The 18561-nt window shown below is 68.9% G+C and carries 13 protein-coding genes; 6 read left to right on the top strand and 7 right to left on the bottom strand.

Annotated elements, in window-relative coordinates; all coding sequences use genetic code 11:
• Positions 1-816 precede the first annotated feature (816 nt).
• On the top strand, positions 817-2103 hold the full coding sequence (locus ACWCPQ_RS18070; RefSeq protein ID WP_449900105.1) for an aminotransferase class I/II-fold pyridoxal phosphate-dependent enzyme: 1287 nt from the start codon (positions 817-819) through the stop codon (positions 2101-2103).
• Between the two features lie 15 nt (positions 2104-2118).
• Here ACWCPQ_RS18070 and ACWCPQ_RS18065 read toward each other — a convergent pair whose 3' ends face one another.
• Positions 2119-2925 carry a methyltransferase domain-containing protein gene (locus tag ACWCPQ_RS18065; RefSeq protein ID WP_449900103.1) on the bottom strand — a complete coding sequence of 269 codons (807 nt, stop codon included), beginning with the start codon at positions 2923-2925 and terminating at the stop codon, positions 2119-2121.
• A 266-nt stretch (positions 2926-3191) separates the two neighbouring features.
• Here ACWCPQ_RS18065 and ACWCPQ_RS18060 point away from each other — a divergent pair, with 266 nt between their 5' ends.
• Positions 3192-3764, top strand: a complete 573-nt coding sequence (locus ACWCPQ_RS18060) for an HhH-GPD-type base excision DNA repair protein (RefSeq protein ID WP_449900100.1) — start codon at positions 3192-3194, stop codon at positions 3762-3764.
• A gap of 22 nt (positions 3765-3786) precedes the next feature.
• Here the strand turns inward: ACWCPQ_RS18060 and ACWCPQ_RS18055 are convergent, their stop codons facing one another.
• The 3 genes from ACWCPQ_RS18055 to ACWCPQ_RS18045 all read right to left on the bottom strand — a co-directional run bounded on the left by ACWCPQ_RS18055 (position 3787) and on the right by ACWCPQ_RS18045 (position 6568).
• Complete coding sequence (locus tag ACWCPQ_RS18055; protein WP_449900097.1) at positions 3787-4503, bottom strand: ESX secretion-associated protein EspG; 717 nt, start codon at positions 4501-4503, stop codon at positions 3787-3789.
• The gene (locus ACWCPQ_RS18050) at positions 4503-6086 is read right to left on the bottom strand and encodes a hypothetical protein (protein ID WP_449900094.1); all 1584 of its coding nucleotides are present in this window, start codon (positions 6084-6086) and stop codon (positions 4503-4505) included. The genes ACWCPQ_RS18055 and ACWCPQ_RS18050 overlap by 1 nt, the downstream gene beginning before the upstream one ends.
• Before the next feature lie 107 nt (positions 6087-6193).
• On the bottom strand, positions 6194-6568 hold the full coding sequence (locus ACWCPQ_RS18045; protein ID WP_449900092.1) for a hypothetical protein: 375 nt from the start codon (positions 6566-6568) through the stop codon (positions 6194-6196).
• A 655-nt stretch (positions 6569-7223) separates the two neighbouring features.
• Between ACWCPQ_RS18045 and ACWCPQ_RS18040 the strand changes: the two genes are divergently transcribed.
• Entirely contained in the window at positions 7224-8501 is a 1278-nt protein-coding gene (locus tag ACWCPQ_RS18040) for an ROK family protein (RefSeq protein WP_449900089.1), read from the top strand.
• A 58-nt stretch (positions 8502-8559) separates the two neighbouring features.
• Here ACWCPQ_RS18040 and ACWCPQ_RS18035 read toward each other — a convergent pair whose 3' ends face one another.
• Positions 8560-10167, bottom strand: coding sequence for a DUF2207 family protein (locus ACWCPQ_RS18035; protein ID WP_449900087.1), 1608 nt, complete (start codon positions 10165-10167; stop codon positions 8560-8562).
• Positions 10168-10466: 299 nt separating this feature from the next.
• On the opposite strand from ACWCPQ_RS18035, the gene ACWCPQ_RS18030 reads away from it, so the two are divergent.
• Positions 10467-11378, top strand: coding sequence for a neutral zinc metallopeptidase (locus tag ACWCPQ_RS18030; protein ID WP_449900085.1), 912 nt, complete (start codon positions 10467-10469; stop codon positions 11376-11378).
• Position 11379: 1 nt separating this feature from the next.
• Here ACWCPQ_RS18030 and ACWCPQ_RS18025 read toward each other — a convergent pair whose 3' ends face one another.
• Positions 11380-12075 (bottom strand): TetR/AcrR family transcriptional regulator, encoded by a 696-nt coding sequence (locus tag ACWCPQ_RS18025; RefSeq protein ID WP_449900083.1) that lies wholly within the window; start codon positions 12073-12075, stop codon positions 11380-11382.
• The gene (locus tag ACWCPQ_RS18020) at positions 12072-14348 is read right to left on the bottom strand and encodes an MMPL family transporter (RefSeq protein ID WP_449900080.1); all 2277 of its coding nucleotides are present in this window, start codon (positions 14346-14348) and stop codon (positions 12072-12074) included. The genes ACWCPQ_RS18025 and ACWCPQ_RS18020 overlap by 4 nt, the downstream gene beginning before the upstream one ends.
• Before the next feature lie 140 nt (positions 14349-14488).
• Here ACWCPQ_RS18020 and ACWCPQ_RS18015 point away from each other — a divergent pair, with 140 nt between their 5' ends.
• Both ACWCPQ_RS18015 and ACWCPQ_RS18010 read left to right on the top strand, forming a co-directional pair.
• A complete protein-coding gene (locus ACWCPQ_RS18015; RefSeq protein WP_449900078.1) occupies positions 14489-17038 on the top strand; it encodes a DNA polymerase III subunit gamma and tau in 2550 nt (849 codons plus the stop codon).
• Positions 17039-17335: 297 nt separating this feature from the next.
• Complete coding sequence (locus tag ACWCPQ_RS18010; RefSeq protein ID WP_449900076.1) at positions 17336-18547, top strand: acetyl-CoA C-acetyltransferase; 1212 nt, start codon at positions 17336-17338, stop codon at positions 18545-18547.
• Positions 18548-18561 lie beyond the last annotated feature (14 nt).

Genomic DNA, 18561 nt, shown 5'->3' with positions numbered 1-18561 from the left:
TCCGGACCGAGTGCCCCGCAAGGCGATATGCGTCGTGCGCGTGCGGTGGCCGTTCATAGGTGGGGGAACATTGAGCACTTACAGTGTCGTGATCCCGCTCAGGTGGTCGAAACGGTGATTTTCGACGACTGTTCGAGCACTCATAGTGTGTCGTAGTAGTCCTGCTCGGGTGGTCGAGATCATGCGGTCGAAATGGTGCGATCCCTGTCCTCACGGTGCCCGACGGGCGGCCTTCGGAGATCCGCCCGTTCCGCAGTGACGAACGCAGCCGACCCGGTTGTACGCCGAGCTCCACCTCCGGAAGGGTTCGCCGGCGCTTCCCACCCACCGCTCGCTCCCCTGGACACCCGCTCGACTGGACGGCCTGATCCAGCGTCCCGGAACCCGCAACGGTCCGAAGCGCGCACGAACACCGAGCCCAGCCCGATACCGCCTCCGCGCCACCTGTTCCCATCCACCTCCTCGTCCCCTCTGAACGGTCGGCATCCGTGATCGGGCCTACCCCCGGTCCTGGCGCAACAGAGCGAAGGACCGGGGCTACGACCCCCCGATACGACACCGAAGGCGAGGCCCACCACCAAGGCGGGGCCCGCCCCGGTTCTGGAGCGACGAAGCGAAGGAGCGCAGCGACTGAGCGTAGGAGTGAAGAACCGGGGTCACGAGGGCCCCGCCTGCCCCGCCGAAGGCGGGGCAGATAAACACAGCCAACACTTCCCGGTGGCGGTGGTTGCCCGGGTAACGTGGCTCGGGGCGGCCGGACGCAGCGGCCGTCGGTAAGCGAATACAACCGCACCAGGTAGTTGGAAAGGCTCCACGATGCCCCGGCAAACGCAGATCGGCTTGATGAGTCCCGAGGAACTCACCGCCGAGCACGAACTCCAGTCCGCGAACTACGCGACGCTGCAGGCGGCTCAGCTGACACTCGATCTGACCCGGGGCAAGCCCTCGCCGGAACAACTCGCCCTGTCCTCGGCGCTGCTGTCGCTGCCCGGCGATGGTGACTTCCGTGACGGGACCGGTACCGATTGCCGTAATTACGGTGGGTTGCACGGGCTTCCGGAGCTGCGGGCCATCTTCGGCGAACTGCTCGGTATCGGTGTCGACAATCTGATCGCCGGGAACAACGCCAGTTTGGAGTTGATGCACGACACCATCGCGTTCGCCACGTTGTTCGGGCTGCCCGATTCGCCGCGACGCTGGGCCGATGAGCCCACGGTGAAATTCTTGTGTCCCAGCCCCGGTTACGACCGGCATTTCGCGATCACCGAATCGCTGGGCTTCGAGATGATCACCGTGCCGATGTTGCACAACGGACCCGATACCCGGGTCGTCGCCGAACTGCTGGCCGCCGATCCTCAGATCAAGGGTATGTGGGCGGTTCCGAACTATTCGAACCCGACCGGTGTCGTCTTCTCCGAAGATGTGGTCCGCGAACTGGTTTCGCTTCCGGCGGCTGCGCCCGATTTCCGGTTGTTCTGGGACAACGCCTACGCCGTGCACCCGCTCACCGATACTGCCGCGCCGGTGCTGGATGTTCTCTCGATGGCCGCGGCGGCGGGAAATCCGCACCGGCCGCTGGTCTTCGCCTCGACCTCCAAGATCACCTTCGCCGGGTCCGGGGTGAGCTTCTTCGGTGCCTCGACCGAGAACCTGAACTGGTACCTGGGTCATGCCGGGAAGAAGAGTATCGGCCCGGACAAGGTCAATCAGCTGCGGCATCTGCGGTTCTTCACCGATGCCGCCGGGGTGCGTGCGCATATGCAGAAGCATCGCGCGATCCTCGAACCGAAGTTCGCCCTCGTGCTGCGGATCCTGGAGGAGCGCCTGGGTGCTTCCAAGGTCGCGTCCTGGACCGAGCCCAAGGGCGGATACTTCATCAGTCTCGACGTGCTCGAGGGTACGGCCGCCCGGGTGATCGAACTGGCGAAGGATGCCGGAATAGCGCTGACCGCCGCGGGTTCGGCCTTCCCGTACAAGAAAGACGTGGACGACAAGAACATCCGGATCGCGCCGAGTTTCCCGGCGCTGCCGGAGCTGGAGCGGGCCATGGACGGCCTCGCGACCTGTGTGCTGCTGGCAGCGACCGAGAAACTGCTGAAGTAGCGGCCCGGCGGCGGGTCAGGCGGGTTTGCGGACGTGCACGGCGAACATGGTCACCGAGAGGTGGATATCGCCGGCTGCCGCGCCCCTGGCCAGGTCGGCGAGTAGTTTCTCGCGTTCGGCCTCGGTGATCACCCGCCGGGCCACCGCCATGGCCGATACCCGGCTGACCAGCGCACCGGCCCCGACCGAACGGTCCTGGATCAGTGCCTGCGAACCGGTGCTCTCCACCTCCAGCCCGGCCGCGGTGAGCAGACCGCTCAGCCGCCGCCCCGAGTAGGGGTTGGTGGTCGCGGATACGAGGGTGTCCACGACTTCGCGGACCACCCGGTGGTCGCCGGGGTGCACGATCGCCGAACCCCAGTCGGCGTCCATCACCACTGCCCGGCCACCGGGGCGCAGTACGCGGGCGATTTCCCGGGCGGCCCGGGCGGGCGCGGTGAGGTGCTGGAAGACCCGCTCGCACAGCACGGCATCGAAGGTCTCGGGTCCGAACGGCACCCCGTAGGCGTCACCGGAGTGGAAGGTGGCGGGCGATCGCGTCTCGGCGGCGCGCGCAACGGCTGCGGCGAGCAGGCGCGGGTCGGGTTCCACCCCCGCGGCGGTGCCGGTGGGCCCCACGGCGTCGGCGAAGGTGATCACCTCCGACCCGTTGCCGGAGCCGATATCGACCGCGTGCTCACCGGGCTGCAGTGCGAGGGCCTCGTGTCCCCAGTCACGCAGCCGGGTGAGCCCCGGCAGCGTGGCCTGTAGATCGCGGATATCGACCAGTTGATCCTGGCCGGCGGCATCGAAACGGTCGGGGCGTAACCCGAAACTGTCCATGGGTCCGTGTCCATCCGGTGTGGTGGGTGGTTTTGTGGCCGTGTGTGGCATGGGGGCGAGCCTAATGGTTGCAGCCGGCCGATCGCGGAGGTACGCAGGGAGCGCACGGCCGGAGCGAACGCGGAGGTACGCAGGGAGCGCACGGCCGGAGCGAACGCGGAGGTACGCAGGGAGCGCACGGCCGGAGCGAACGCGGAGGTACGCCTTGTGAGGATTGCTCGCCGCTCATGGGATCATCGCTGGTAGTCCAGAGTGAGGAGCACGGCATGGCCAAGTTGTGTCTGGCGCAGGAACCGGACGCCGACGAACTGCTGTCGGAGAGTTCGCTGGCGTTGGTGATCGGGATGCTTCTGGACCAGCAGTATCCGCTCGAGCACGCTTTCCGTGGACCCAAGAAGATCGCCGACCGGATGGGCGGGCTGGATATCCAGGCGATCGCCGCCGCGGATCAGGCCGAGTTCGAGGAAATGGCCGCCACCCCGCCCGCCATCCATCGCTATGGTCGCTCCATGGCGCGCCGGATCCAGGATCTGGCGCGCTATGTGATCGAGAACTACGACGGGGACGTGGCCGCGATCTGGACAGCCGGAGATCCCGATGGCAAAGAGGTGCTGAAGCGATTGAAGGCACTGCCGGGGTATGGCGACCAGAAGGCTCGGATATTTCTCGCGTTGCTCGGTAAACAGCTGGGTGTGCGGCCCGCCGGCTGGGAGGCCGCGGCGGGGGATTACTCCGAACCGGGGTCGCGGCGTTCGGCCGCCGATATCGTCGACGGGGAGACGCTGCTCGAGGTGCGGGCGTTCAAGAAGCAGATGAAGGCAGCCGCCAAGCAGAAGTGATCGGCGGCCGGGGTGGTTCGGGTCAGGGGATTCGGGCCATTCGGACGAGTTCGGCGGCCAGATCGGATTCGCCGACCGGGGTGAGCGTCAGGTGGCTGCCCGCACTCAGCAGATAGCGGCCGTCGCCGGTGAAATCCAGCCAGGTGCGATGGGCCGGGGGCGGCGACATCGGGTCTTCCGGGGTCACGGTGACCGTGACGAACCCGCGCGCATCGATGGGCCGGTGCAGTATCTCCCGGAGCCGCGCGGCCCGGCCGGCCGGGCGGCCGGATTCCCGCGGTCCCGGGTCCGGGCACAGGACAGCCTCGCGTGGCTCCCGCATGGCCGGAAGCGTTCCGGGGCCGACGGGCCCGAGCGCGGTCGCGAGATGTTTTCCGATGTTCCGCGCGTGACAGGCTGTCACGCGCACTCGTCCGGAGTGCGCGTGGATTACCGCGCCCCAGTTTCCGAACGCGACGGCGAGGGCCAGGATCGGGTCGGGGCGGCGTAGGTCGCCGTCGAATTCGTCGCCGAACACGGTTACCCGGGTGACATCGGTGCGCGCCAGGAAGCGCAGCGTACCGGTGAGATCGGCATCGCTGTTGGGTGGGAACCGGTGTTCCAGTTCCAGTGCGGTCCGGGCACTTTCGGTGGTCACCGTTGCGCGCGGGGCGAGATCTATCGGGTGGGGCCGCCGGTCGAGTCCGGTCTCGGTCTGCCAGATATGACCGAACTCGTCCGGCGTGAACACCCACTCCATCAGCGGTTACCGCCACCCGGTTCGGTGCGGTCCGGTTTCTCGTCGTCGGTGTACTCACCGAATACCGGTGGAGTGGCGGGCGGTGTGGCGGTCAGGTGCTCGTTCGGTGCACGCAGATAGTCCGGGCCGGTGCGTTCTCGATCGGGCCCGGGTGGCGGTGCCGGTCTCGCGGGGGTGGGTAGCGGCAGGCCGGTCGGGCGGGCCGCACGTGCGCCGGGAGTTTGTTCGGATCTGTCGCCTGCGGCGGTATCCGGCCGGGTGCTCGCGGGGCCGGGTGAATCCCGGGCCGCCTCGGTGGCCGTGCGTGGCGGTCCCGGCCGTGCGATCTGCTCGCCGTGGCCGGGACGCTGGGCGGCGCCGGAATCGGAACCTGCCACGGACGCGGGCTGTCGGTCCGGTGGGGGTGCGGGCGAACCGAGCGGGCTCGGGCGGCTGCCGCCGGGCGAGGCAGCCGGTGCGGGCTGCCCGCCGGCGGTATCGGACCCACCCGTTGCCGCCGGACCCCGGCCGTTCGGTGCCGTCCGGTTCGGTTCGGCCGTACGAACGGTGACCGGATCGGCCCGGTCCGCCGGCGGCGTCGTTCCGGCCGGTGCGGTGGACTGCGATCGCGGCGTATCGGCGGTTGTGACGTGTCCGGTGGTGGAGCCCGCTGCGCCGGGGTCGCTGTCCGCTGCCGCCGGTGCCGTGGTTCCGGTGGTGTCGGGACCGGGTGCGGGGCCGTCGGTATCGGCCCGGTCGCCCGGGGGGCCGGGTGCGGGTCCGGCGGGGGATGCACCGGAATCCGGCCGGGTGGTGGCGGCCGGTGGCTCGGTGCTCTCCTCGCCGGAGGCAGTCCGATCGGGGCCGCCCTCGGATCTGCTCGCGCGGGTTCCCGGTGGGGCCGCGGCCGGCGGCGGTTCGGTTTCCCCGTCGGCCGGGGTACGGACCTGCGCGGAGTCCGAGGCCGACGGTACCGCCGGGGGACCCGTCGTGCCCGGCGCTGCGGCCGTGGGGCGGTCGACCGCCGGATCCTCGTCCGCCGGAGTGGGGAATCTCGGGACATTGTCGCCGCTGGCCGGGATCGTCGGGTTGTAGCCGAAGGTCATGGCGTCCTGGGCCGCGGCGGTCAGCGCGGCTGCGGTCGTGTTGTAGGCCGTGCGCCGCTGGGCGCCGGTGGCCGCTTCGACAGCCGGGTCGGGATCGGGCAGGTAGGGGCCGGGCGGCGGTGGTATCGCCGCGCGTACCGATTCGGCTGCGGCGGAATCCGCCGACAGCAGCTGCTCCACCACACGGCAGGTCGTGACGGCGTCGTCACCGCCGCGGAGGTAGGTGGTCGCCGCCCGGGCCGCGGCAGCGGCCGACACTCCCGACCAGTCGTCGGAGAACCGGGCGATATCACGGGCGAACTCGTCGAAAGCCGATTCCACCTCCGTGGCGGTATCGCCCCAGATACCGGCGATACGGCTCAATTCGGCCGGGTCCAGGACGGTGCGTGCCAGGTCCCAGATCTGTCGATGGGTGTACGCGTCGAAAACATCACGGTCGGGTACATAGGCCGGATCCGTACCCGCCTTTGTCGTGCCCGGTTGCCCCTGCTGCGCCACTGTCGGCCCCCTCGGTCTGTCGATCCGGTGCGCGCCGGTGACGGCACGTCGGACCGCATGGTTTCAATTGTTCTGCACCCCTGCGTAATTCGATATGATGCCGCATGTCATGCGGTATCCGCCACCGTCCGGGCGAGTGCCGCGCTGTTGGCGGCGTCGGCTTCCGAAAGAAGTGCCGCGGCCGCCAGATAGGCGGCCTTGTGGCGTAGCGCCGTCTGCTCGAAGGCGCTGAGTGTATCCAGATACTCCCGGCCCTTCGCGGCGAATCCCCGGGTGAGCGCATGCCCGGACGGGAGGTCCGGAAAACCGCGTACGGCTGTCAGGGCCGCGGCGTCCGCGCGCGCCCGGCGCAGCCGCTCGGCGAGCCGGTCGCAGGATTCCGCGAGGCCGCGGGCCGCATCCTCGGACATGTGGAACTCCCCGGCGCGCGCCGCCTCGTACAGGCGAACGGCTGCGGATTGACCCAGATCGGGTACAGACATCTTCTCTCCCCCTTCGGCTCCCCACCGTGCGCTCGGAGCATAGCAGCGGAAAAAGCCGTGGACCAGGGTCTTTCGCGACTCGCCGAGCCCGCCGCGCCGAAATTCGCGGTCCGGAACGCGCGGGCCGCGGGGAACGGGCCGGATTCTCCGCCCGCGCGCGGAGAATATTCTCCGGAAATGGACGGGAAATATTCCCCGGAAGTTCGCGGGAAATAGCACGGGCGGGCGATGTGGGTATTTCCCGCGCGGGCGCGGAGAATCGAATTCGGATCCGTCGGGAATTCGGTACGGGTCGAGGCGAGGCCGATACCACATCATGGGACGGTCGAGAATGGCCGTGCAGTGCCGGCCGATGGCCGGTGGGCCGGCGAGATACTGGGACGGAGCTGGGGAAATGCCCGAGGCCGGGTGGCGAAGATCTCGGAAACCTTGGTGTTGCGACCGGGGAGATGTTAATTTATTTGTTATGTCTACCAGCAGCGCCGACTCGCGGAAGGTCCCCTATGTGACCGCCGCTCTCGGTCTGCGTCTGCCCCTCACCCGCGAGTTGTGTTGCCGCCGCTGCCGCGGTTGAGCGATTTGAATCTCCCAGCCGCCTCGTTTCAGTTGTAGGCATATCCCGTTTCGCGGGAAAATATTCATCGAGGAAATTCATATGGCCGTCCGCACCGCCGAACGCACCGCGTCGCAGGCTCCCGCTGTCCGTACCCGAGTTCCCCGTCCGGTAGTAGCCCCTGATCTGCGCTTATCGGATAATCCCGCCGCGGCCGTCCTCCGGGCCGCCACCACCGGACCGGTCTTCCGGGACAAGACCGCACGCGCCACCGGACTCAGTATTGCCACGGTGAATCGGCAGGTTTCCTCGCTGCTCACCGCTGGTTTGCTGCGCGAGCGTGCCGATCTGACCGCCTCCGGCGCGGTCGGCCGCCCCCGGGTGCCGTTCGAGGTCGATCACGATACGTTCGGGACGCTCGGCGTTCATATCGGCGCGGCCTCCACCCGGATCGTGGTCTCGGACCTGCGTGGGCGGATTCTCGGCGGTCTGACCATCGCCACCCCGCAGACGGGGCAGGAGTTCGCGGTCAAGACCGTCGCGCACAGCGCGAAATCGTTTCTGCAGCGCTGGTATCGGCGCAACCCGTTGTGGGTAGGAGTCGCGATCGGCGGCCGGGTCGATCCGGGTACCGGGGTCGTGGATCATCCGAAGTTGGGCTGGCAGACCGCGCCGGTGGGTGCGGTGTTCAGCGAGGTGCTCGGCCTACCGGTCACGGTCGCTCCGCACGTCGAGGCGATGGCCGCATCGGAGCTGTTGCTGCCCGGCGTGAGTCAGGAGGCGGCCGACGATCACAGCCGGGCCGCGCACGGCAGCAGCCTCTACTTCTATGTCCGTGAGACCGCGGGTATCTCGGTGACCCTGGACGGCCGGGTGCACACCCCGAGCAACGGACCGGGTTCCATCGCGCATCTGCCCACGGGTTCCGATGTCGAATGCTCGTGCGGCCGGCGCGGTTGCCTGGAAGCGACCGTCGGTGACCGTGGGCTCCACGCGCGCGCCGTCGGCCGCGGAATCATCCCCGCGCACAACGGAAAGGCCAGCTCGACCATCGCCGATCTCTACCGGGCGGCGGCGCGTGGCTCCGAACCGGCCCGCGAACTGCTGGCCGAACGGGCGACCGTGCTCGGCCGGACGGTGGCCCTGGTGCGGGATATGCTCAACCCGGACCGGGTGGTGCTCGGTGGTCAGGCGTTCACAACCTACCGGCCCGGTCTCGCGCATGTGGCCCGTGCCTTCAACGAATCGACCGTGTTGCCGCCCACCGATATCCGGGTCACCGGATATGCCTCGAAGGTGCAGGAGTTCGCGGCCGTCGTCACCTCGCTGAGTGCGCTGTACGCCGATCCGCTCGCCGCGCTGCGCCGGGTCACCGCGTGAGGCGCTGAAACCCCTGACAAAGCCCCGTGCGGCGATTGCCGCACGGGGCTTTGTCCGTTCACTTCGCGGGGAAGAGCGATTCGATCGCGGTGATGAAATACGGGAAGTGCACGGCGAAGCGGTGTAGATCCCGGTCGCCTTCGAAACCGCCGAACCAGTACAGGCCGGGATCGTCGTCGGCGGAGGGGTCGATATCGCGGAAGGTGCGGACCCAGTAGTCGGGCCGGCTCCAGACCACCATGTAGGGCAGACCGCGGGAGAATACGAGTTCGCGATCGCCGGGTGGGATCTGCCGGCTGGTCACCTGTTCCAGGCCCTGCTGCAAGCCGCGGACCTGAGCGGTCAGTGTCCGGCCGAAAGCGGTGCGCACCGGCAGGAACCGCTGGGCGGCGAGCAGTCCGCCACCGGCCAGCGCGATCGCCACCCCCACCAGGGCGTGGCCGGCCAGTAGCGCTGCGAGTACAGTCACCACCGCGCCCAGTACGACCAGGCCGCCGCCCAGCCACAGCGGAATTCGGCGGCGCACGGGATCGATGAAGGCGCCGCGCTCGACGGCGTCGGCGACCATGGCCTGCCGCAGCGGTTCGGTCGGCAGACGGCCGGGTACGCCGAGTTCGGCCATCGTGACCTCGTCGGTGCCGGGTGGCAACAGGGCGTCGTAGACCGTCCGCTCGTAGCCGCGGAGCTGGTCGTCGGCCGGGTTGACCCGGACCATCCGCCACTGCGTCTCACCGATCCGCGATATCCACAGATAGTTGCGGACCGCCAGATCCACCACCGTGGCGGCGATATCGGTGGGATCGGAATGGCCGTCCAGCAGGACTCCGGCCTCGCCCGGCAGGATACCGGCCGGTGAACTGAACTGGGTCCGCCCGTTGCTGCGCACGAGCGGTTCCATCGGTTCGGCGGGAACCGACTGTCGGCGCACCCAGACGATGTAGGCGGCCAGGACGGCGAGCGCGACGAGCAAGAGGCCGAAGGCGATGAGAACGGGCCCGGTCACCGCGAACGGTGAATCGCCGGGGCCGGTGATATCGGCGTTCGGCGGTACGGTCCCGGGCGGTATCTGCAATGTCAGATCGACGGATTCGCCTTTGCGCAGGTTCGTCTGGTCCAGATACATGACGCCGTCCGGCTCGATCCGCACCTGTGCGCACGGCCGCGTGGCACCGATCGGGCCCAGCAGGCATTCCACGATGCCCATTTCGAAACTGGGGCTGATCAGCGAGGCGTGGATTTCGGCGAGATCGACATTGAGCACCCCGAACCAGCGGAAGACCTGACTGCCCTCGGCATCGCTCACCGTATTGCGTACCGAATAGCGGACGGTGGTCTCCCCGGGACCGGCGTCGACGGTGAACAGATCGTCGGCGATCGTCGCGCTGCCCGGCCCGCTGGTCTCGATATCGGTCACCGCGAACCGGCGTTCGGAATCCTCGCTGATCCGGACCCGCAGCGGCAGCGTCATGGTGAATCGTTCACCGGGCGGAACCACCACGCGCTCGGTCACTTCCAGTACGCCCTCGCGGTTCAGCGTCATATCCAGGTACAGGATCGAACCGGCCGGCTCCTGGGCCCGCGCGATCGGTGTACCCGGCCCGAGCACGGCGAGAAGTCCGGTCAGTGCGAGCAGCAGCGCGAGCGCGCCCCCCCGAAATATGAGCATGACTCGTTACCTTAGACAGCTTGCTATCCTGCGTCAGCGGCTGTTGGTGATCGGAGAAGGCGAGGGGGTCCGGGGGAGTGACACAACCACCTTACGGACGCGGACCGGTACCTCCCGGCAGGCAGCCGATACCGCCCGGTGGCCGGCCCCAGTACGGTCCCCGCCCGGGTGGGCCGCAGCGGCCGCCCTACCCAGGGCCTCGCCCGGGATACCCTCCCGCCCCCGGATATCCGCACCGGCCGCCAGGTTATCCACCACCGGGACCGATGGCCGGCTATCGGCCGATCGTCGCACCGCCCATGCCTCCACCGGTGCCCTACCGGGTACCCAACGCGCCGCGGCCGCGTAGCCGCCGCAGTAGTGGTAGCACCCTGCTGGTGGTGCTCGCCGTGATCGTCGTGCTGGTCGGCGCGCTGGTTCGGGGAGCGCTGAACTCCGACACCCTGCGAGTGCTCGGTCCGCAACCCGAACACAGTTACGACACCGGCGAGACCGGTCCCGCCCAGACCGGTACCAACCCACTGCTCACCGATCCCGATGCCACGTTGATTCCCGCGGATTGCGACTACTCGCCGTGGTCGACCGACGAGGACACGGCGCGGGCGTTCTTCGAAAGCGCCGAGAAATGCTTGGAGGCGGCCTGGCAGCCGGTACTCGAGGACGCGGGTCTGCCGTTCGAGCCACCCACCGTGCTGGTCTCGGCGAACACCGACGGCATCACCACGCCGTGTACGGGTTCCGCCAGTGATTTCGCCGCGTTCTACTGCCCGGCGAATCGGACCGTCTATATGCCGATCAGCCAGTTGCAGACCGATTACTACGAGGACAACTGGGTGGTCTATCTGTCGGTGTTCGCCCACGAGTACGGGCACCACATCCAGAACATGTCCGGAATCCTGCTCGCCGCGAACAGTGCCCGGGTGGACGCGGGCGCGCGCAGCACCGAAGGGCTCGAACTGTCGCGGCGGGTGGAGTTGCAGGCCAACTGTTTCGACGGGATGTATCTGGTGTCCTCGGCCGACGGCGGTGCGCTCACCAGCGGGCAGTTGACCGATGCGCGTACCGACGCCGACCATCGCGGCGATCAGCACGGCGATATGCGTGATCACGGCACTCCGGCGAACGGCGGACGCTGGTTCGGGCTGGGCGTCGAACACAATCTCACCGCCGAGTGCAATACCTTCACCGCTTCGGCCGACGCGGTGAACTGAGTCAGTCCGCGGCCGGGCCCGGCGCGCGGAGCCGGCCGCGGAGATCCATCACCCACTGGGTCATCTCGGCCGGGGTCTTGTCCGGTCCCATCAGCTCGCCCAGGATATGACCGAAACATGCCGCGTCGAGCACTCTTTCGGCGACGGTCATCGGATCACCCCAGGGCAGATACGGTTTCGCCAGCAGCAATGAGGCGATACCGTGTGCCGCTGCCCATAATTCGAGTACCAGGGGGGTCGGGTCCGCGCGGTCGATCAGCCCGTCGGCCATGGCCTCCTCGACCGTCGCGGCGAAATACCGGAACGCGCCGCTGGTCAGCACCATGTCCACCGCGCCCTGGTGGGTGGTCGGGATGGTCGCCAGCCGGTACTGCTCGGGATGATCCAGGGCGAATCGGACATAGGCGAGGCCGAGCCGATGCAGGCGCAGCGCCGGCGGATCGGCCGGATCCACCGCCGCCTGCATGGCGGTGTTCAGCGCTTCGAACACCTCGGCCACCGCCGCGTCGATCAGCGCGTCCTTATCCGCGAAGTGCCGGTAGATCGAGGGTGCGCTGACCCCGACCAGCCCAGCGACCGCCCGGATCGATACCGCTCCGACACTGCCCGTACGTTCGAGCAACTCCCGGGTGGCGGCGATGATCTCCGCGCGTAACCGGCCGCCGGCGCCACGCGGAGATCGCGGCCGCCGGGTCATACGCGCACCGGCGGTTCGGTGGTCGCCGGCGAAGCCGCCGGTTCTTCGGCGAACCCGATCCGGTCGTGCAGGCGCGCCAGCGGTTTCGGCGCCCACCAGTTGAGCGGACCCAGCAGTCGCATGAGCGCCGGGACCAACAGTGCCCGGATGAGGGTGGCATCGGCGAGCACGGTCAGGGTCAGCCCCAGACCCATCAGCTGGATGAACGACACTTTGGAGGTGGTCAGGGCGCCGATCACGATCGCCATCAGCACGGCTGCCGCGGTGAAGATCCGGCCGGTGCGCGCCACCCCGACGGCGACGGCCTCGGTGTTGTCCTCCTCCGCGAATTCCGTACCTGTTCGCCCGGCCCGCCGGCGCAACCATTCCTCCCTGATACGCGACAGCAGGAACACTTCGTAGTCCATGGAAAGGCCGAAAGCCAGGCAGAACATCAGGATCGGCATGGTCGGCACCAGATAGCCGACGGCGGTGAAGCCGAGCAGCCCCTCCAGGTGGCCCTCCTGGAAGATCCACACCATGGCGCCGAACGCGGCGGTGAGCGAAAGAGTGTTCAGCAGTAGCGCTTTCAGTGGCAGAACGATGCTGCCGGTGAACAGGAACAGCACCACGAACGTCGACAATACGATGAGCAGCGCTGCCAGCGGAAGCCGATCGGCCAATGCGTCGAGCGAATCCTCGTTCACCGCGGCCGAACCGCCGAACAGCGCCGGGGTGGGCGCGTCGACCGCCCGCAACGCGTCGAGTTGTTTCGCGCCGGCCGGTGCGAACGGGTCCAGCGACGAGGTGACGGTCAGGTAGGTGCCGGTGTCGTTGCGCATCCCGGGCGGGGTGGGCGCGAGCCGGTTCCCGGATACGTACACCCCTGACGCGGACAGCACCGCGGTCACATCCTCGACCTCGGAGAGCCGGGCCGCGTAATCGCCGATTCCGCGATCGTCGCGATAGCCGTTCAACACGATCGTGGTGTTGCTGCCGGGATCGGCGCGCGGGAATTCCGCACGGACCTCGTTGCCCACCTGCCGGCTCGCCGCCGAGTTCGGCAGCACTCGTTCGTCCGGGTAGCCGAATTTCACCGAGAGGAACGGTGAGCCCAGTGCGAGCAGCAGTGCCACGATCACCACGGCGACCGGCACCGCGGCCCGCATGACCCGTTTGACCAGCCGGTACCAGCCGGTCTGCTCCGGGACCATCGCGCCCAGCGGGGTGGGTTCGCGGCCGAACAGGCGCAGTATCGGGGCGCGCAGGTCGAGCGCGTTGACCCGGTCGCCGAGGAGGACCAGCGCGGCGGGCAGGACCACGATCGACGCGACAGCGGCCGCCGCCACCACCGCGACCCCGGAGTAGGCGAACGAACGCAGGAAGTACAGGTCGAACACGAGCATCGCCGAGAGCGACAGCGCCACGGTGACTGCCGAGAACAGCACGGTTCGCCCGGCCGTCTGCAGGGCGCGGACGGTCGCCGCGCGCGGGTCGAGACCGCTCGCGAGCTCTTCGCGGAACCGGCTGACGATGAACAGGCTGTAGTCGATGGCCAGGGCCAGGCCCAGCGCGGTGGTCAGGTTCATCGCGTAGATGGACACGTCGGTGAACAGGGTGAACAGTTTGAGGATCGCCAGGGTGGCGGCGATCGCGAACAGCCCGACCAGTAGTGGCAGCGACGCGGCGATCAGGCTGCCGAAGACCAGGACGAGCACGATCAGGGTCAACGGGATCGCCGCGGTCTCGGCCACCGCGAGGTCGTGGGTGATCTGGTTGTTGACCTCGTGGAAGGTGGCGGCGGTACCGCCGGCCCGCACGGTCACGCCGTCGGCGCTTCCGGTGACCTGACCGCTGAGCTCGCCGGCGGCTTCCTGGATCTGGGTCTCGTCGCCCTCGAAATTGACAGCGATGAGCCCGGATTCACCGTCGGTGCTGCGCAACGCGCTCGCGATCGCCGGTGACGGCGCGGTCCAGTACGACTGGACCCCGGCGGTGTCCGGGCGGGCCTTCAGGACATCGATGATCTGCAGGGCGCGGGTGCGTACCCGGTCGGCGTCGACTCCGTCGGACGATTCGACCAGCAGGATGTAGTTGGGCGCGGCGCCGTCGAAATCATCGGTGAGCGTCTGGGCGGCCCGGATGGATTCGGCGTCTTCGGGGACGAACCCACCGGATTTCAGCCCGGCGGCCGCGGTGGCGCCGAGGATCCCGCAGAGCAGTGCGACAGCCAGCGCGCCGATGAGTATTGCGCGCGGAAACCTGGTGGTGAACTGCGCGATGCGTAGCAACATGTCGTGGCCCCCGACCTCGTAAGTTAGTGGCGTTAGCGTAACGCTGTTAACTCAGGGACGGAAGAGGCCGGCCGAAGTTCGTGGCGAGCCGGAACCGACGCCGGGTGCGCGCTGTCGGGGTCCGCCGGTAGCCTCTGGCCGTGGCTCTGTACCGGAAGTACCGACCGGCAACGTTCGCTGACGTGGTGGGCCAGGAGCACGTCACCGAACCGCTGTGTACCGCCCTGGACACCGGCCGGATCAGTCATGCCTATCTCTTCTCGGGTCCGCGCGGTTGCGGTAAGACCTCGTCGGCCCGGATCCTCGCGCGTTCGCTGAACTGTGTGCAGGGGCCCACCTCCACGCCCTGCGGCACCTGCGCCTCCTGCACGGCGCTGGCGCCCGGCGGTGGCGGCAACCTCGATGTGATCGAACTGGACGCGGCCAGCCACGGTGGTGTCGACGACACCCGCGAACTGCGTGACCGAGCCTTCTACGCGCCCGCCGAATCCCGCTACCGGGTCTTCATCGTCGACGAGGCGCATATGGTCACCACGGCCGGGTTCAACGCCCTGCTGAAGATCGTCGAGGAACCCCCGGCTCATCTGATCTTCGTCTTCGCCACCACCGAACCGGACAAGGTGCTGCCGACGATCCGGTCACGCACCCATCACTACCCGTTCCGGTTGCTGCCGCCCGCCACCATGCGAGGGCTGCTCGGCGATATCTGCGAGCAGGAACAGGTAGCCGTGGAAGAAGCGGTGTACCCGTTGGTGATCCGCGCGGGCGGTGGTTCCCCGCGCGACAGCTTGAGCGTGCTGGACCAGTTGCTCGCCGGCGCCGGGTCCGAGGGCGTCACCTATCCGCGCGCCGTGGCACTGCTGGGGGTAACCGACGTGGCGCTGATCGACGACGCGGTCGACGCGCTCGCCGCTGCCGACGGTGCCGCGCTGTTCGGCACCGTCGATCGGGTGATGGAGGCCGGTCACGATCCGCGCCGGTTCGCGGTCGACCTGCTCGAGCGGTTGCGCGATCTGATCCTGATCCAGGCCGTACCCGATGCCACCGAACGAGGACTCGTCGCCGCGCCCGCCGATCTGCTGGACCGGATGCGCGACCAGGCCGCCCGGCTCGGGCCCGCGTCCCTCACGCGCTACGCGGAACTTCTGCATGCCGGGCTGGGTGAGATGCGCGGGGCCACCGCGCCGCGGCTGCTCCTCGAGGTCGTCTGCTCCCGGATGCTGCTGCCCGCCGCCGACCGAACCGATGCCGCGACGCTACAGCGCCTGGAACAGCTCGAGCGGCGGGTCGCCTCCGGTGTCCCCGCTGCCGCCGCGCCGGCGGGGAGTGCTCCTGCCGGTGGTCCGCCCGCCGGGGACGCGCCGCCACCCGCGCGGCCGGCGGCAGCCGATCCGTCCCGCCGGCGGGGGGCCGAAGCTCTGGCCGCCCTGCGGGAATCCAGGACCGGGCGGGCTCCGGAACGTTCCACCGCCGACGAGCCGGTCGAGGCCGCGGAGATGGGTCCGGCAGTTCCCGACGACGATCGCGGTCGCCCGGACCGGGAGATCGCCGCTGCCTCGACCGGATCTCCCGAGGCGTCACCGACAACGGGCGATCCGACCGGACCGCAACGTCCTGTCGCCGAGGATCCACCCGCCGCGCCGGCGGGCCCCCCGCAGACCGCAGGGCCGCATCGGCCGGATGTGGCGCCGCCCCCGGTCACCGCTCCCGCGCCGGATCCGGTGGTGGCGACGCCGACCGCCTCGGCGGACTCCATACCTTCCGACGCACCTTCCGACGCCCCCGCCGGGCAGCCGGCGACTGCGGACGAACCCGCTGCCGGTTCACCGGCTGTGGACGAGACGACTTCGGCTGCCGCGCCCGCGACGATCGGGCCGGATTCCGATCCGGCCGCGGCGGACCCGGAACTGCTGGCGGCGGTGGAGGCCGCGTGGCCGGAGATCAAGCTCAAGGTCCGGGACTTCGGGCCGACGATCGGGGCCATGCTCACCTCGGGTGCGTCGGTGGCCGGTGTCGAGGGCGGTGAGATCGTGCTGGCCCATCACGCCGCACTGGTCCAGCGTCTTTCGCAGCCGCAACCGTTGTCGGCGGTCCGGTCGGCCGTGACCGCGGTGCTCGGCCGGGAACACCCGGTCCGGTGGGTTGTCACGGGGCAGCAGGTCGCCAGGGGACCCGGCGGCCGGGAGCGGGGCGGGCGCCGATCCGGTGATACGGAGTCGGGTGAATCCGACGGCGGTCGCCGAGACGGCCCACGACGACCGGCACCGGTCCGGCCCGGTGGCGAGCCGGACGGTACCACCGAGCCGCCGGCGGGTCCGGCCCCGGCGCCCGACGGCGGTGCCCCCGCCTCCGGCAACGGTGCCCGGCCGAGCGCGGGCACGCGAGGTGGCAACGGTGATCCGGTTCGGCGGCCCCCGCGGTTCTCCAGGCCGAGCCAGGCCAAGGCTGCCGGCGCGGCCGGCCCCTATGACGACATCCCGCCCCCGGACTATCCGGATCTGCCCGACGACCCGGGCCCGGGTGATCACGGTTACACACCGAACAGCGTGCCGCCGTCCACTCCGGAGGAGGAACGGGAGATGCTCGCGGAGTCGGCGCAGCCGGTCGCCCCGGGTGACCGGCGCGACCCGGACGAGGTCGCGCTGCGGTTGCTGGCCAGTGAGCTGGGCGCCACCCCGTTGAATGGTTGACAAGCACCGTCTCGACCACGTTAAGTTAACCGGAGTTCGCATCCGGCGGTAGTATGGGCGGGTGGCTGCGGACTTCGGCGAGACGAGGTTCTATGGTGGGCCGTGAGGTACGGGCCGCTCGGTACCCGCTCGTCGGCGTGTGCCGTGGTTTGTACAGCGTATGCCCGCGCGGGTGATCCGGCCCGTCAGCGCTGCCAACTGAATACGGACGGTCGGTCGAACGGCCGGTCGGCGAGGTAACTCGCGTCTGCCCCGCCAGGTGGGGGCGGGCGTATTCCTACGAAGGGACATTCCGATATGACCACAGAGGCCTACATTTACGAGGCCATCCGCACCCCGCGCGGCCGCAACAAGAAGGGGTCGCTGCACTCGGTCAAGCCGATCGATCTGACCACCGGGCTGGTGCAGGAGCTGCGCAACCGCTTCCCGAATCTCGATGAGGACCGGATCTCGGACCTGATCCTCGGCGTCGTGTCCCCCGTCGGCGACCAGGGCTCCGATATCGCTCGCACCACCGTGCTGACCGCCGGACTGCCGCAGACCGTCGGCGGCGTGCAGATCAACCGCTTCTGTGCCTCCGGCCTCGAGGCCGTGAACATGGCCGCCCAGAAGGTCCGCTCCGGGTTCGAGGACCTGGTGCTGGCCGGTGGTGTCGAATCGATGTCCCGCGTACCGATGGGTTCCGACGGCGGCGCCTGGATGCTCGACCCGGCCACCAACTACGACACCTACGTCGTCCCGCAGGGCATCAGTGCCGACCTGATCGCCAGCATCGAGGGCTTCTCCCGGGAAGACGTCGACGCCTACGCGGTGCGTTCGCAGGAACTGGCCGCCAAGGCGACCACCGGCGGCTACTTCGCCAAGTCGATCGTCCCGGTCAAGGACATCAACGGTCTGACCGTTCTGGACTCCGACGAGCACATGCGTCCCGGCACCACGCTGGAGGACCTGGCCAAGCTGAACCCGTCGTTCGCCGGTATCGGTGAAATGGGCGGCTTCGACGCGGTGGCGCTGCAGAAGTACCACTTCGTGGAGAAGATCGACCACGTCCACCACGGCGGCAACAGCTCCGGCATCGTCGACGGTGCCGCGCTGGTCCTGGTCGGCACCGAAGAGGCCGGTAAGGCCTCGGGCCTGACTCCGCGCGCCCGCATCGTCGCCACCGCCACCAGCGGCGCGGACAGCACCATCATGCTCACCGGCCCCACCCCGGCCGCGCACAAGGTGCTGGCCAAGGCCGGTCTGACGGTCGACGATATCGACCTGTTCGAGATCAACGAAGCGTTCGCCTCGGTGGTGCTGAAGTTCCAGAAGGATCTGCAGATCCCGGACGAGAAGCTCAACGTCAACGGTGGCGCCATCGCCATGGGCCACCCGCTGGGTGCCACCGGCGCCATGATCACCGGCACCATGGTCGACGAACTGGAGCGTCGCAACGCCCGGTACGCCCTGGTCACTCTGTGCATCGGTGGCGGTATGGGTGTCGCCACCATCATCGAGCGCGTCTGACGCCGATCCGAATT

The organism is Nocardia sp. NPDC001965, from assembly GCF_053594175.1.
This window is presented reverse-complemented; position numbering and strand designations above follow the sequence as displayed.

Bases quoted from the DNA above. Each gene is read 5' to 3' on its own strand.
- ACWCPQ_RS18070 (WP_449900105.1), top strand. From the start codon at position 817: ATGCCCCGGCAAACGCAGATCGGCTTGATGAGTCCCGAGGAACTCACC.
- ACWCPQ_RS18065 (WP_449900103.1), bottom strand. From the start codon at position 2,925: ATGGACAGTTTCGGGTTACGCCCCGACCGTTTCGATGCCGCCGGCCAG.
- ACWCPQ_RS18060 (WP_449900100.1), top strand. From the start codon at position 3,192: ATGGCCAAGTTGTGTCTGGCGCAGGAACCGGACGCCGACGAACTGCTG.
- ACWCPQ_RS18055 (WP_449900097.1), bottom strand. From the start codon at position 4,503: ATGGAGTGGGTGTTCACGCCGGACGAGTTCGGTCATATCTGGCAGACC.
- ACWCPQ_RS18045 (WP_449900092.1), bottom strand. From the start codon at position 6,568: ATGTCTGTACCCGATCTGGGTCAATCCGCAGCCGTTCGCCTGTACGAG.
- ACWCPQ_RS18040 (WP_449900089.1), top strand. From the start codon at position 7,224: ATGGCCGTCCGCACCGCCGAACGCACCGCGTCGCAGGCTCCCGCTGTC.
- ACWCPQ_RS18035 (WP_449900087.1), bottom strand. From the start codon at position 10,167: ATGCTCATATTTCGGGGGGGCGCGCTCGCGCTGCTGCTCGCACTGACC.
- ACWCPQ_RS18030 (WP_449900085.1), top strand. From the start codon at position 10,467: ATGCCTCCACCGGTGCCCTACCGGGTACCCAACGCGCCGCGGCCGCGT.
- ACWCPQ_RS18025 (WP_449900083.1), bottom strand. From the start codon at position 12,075: ATGACCCGGCGGCCGCGATCTCCGCGTGGCGCCGGCGGCCGGTTACGC.
- ACWCPQ_RS18020 (WP_449900080.1), bottom strand. From the start codon at position 14,348: ATGTTGCTACGCATCGCGCAGTTCACCACCAGGTTTCCGCGCGCAATA.
- ACWCPQ_RS18010 (WP_449900076.1), top strand. From the start codon at position 17,336: ATGACCACAGAGGCCTACATTTACGAGGCCATCCGCACCCCGCGCGGC.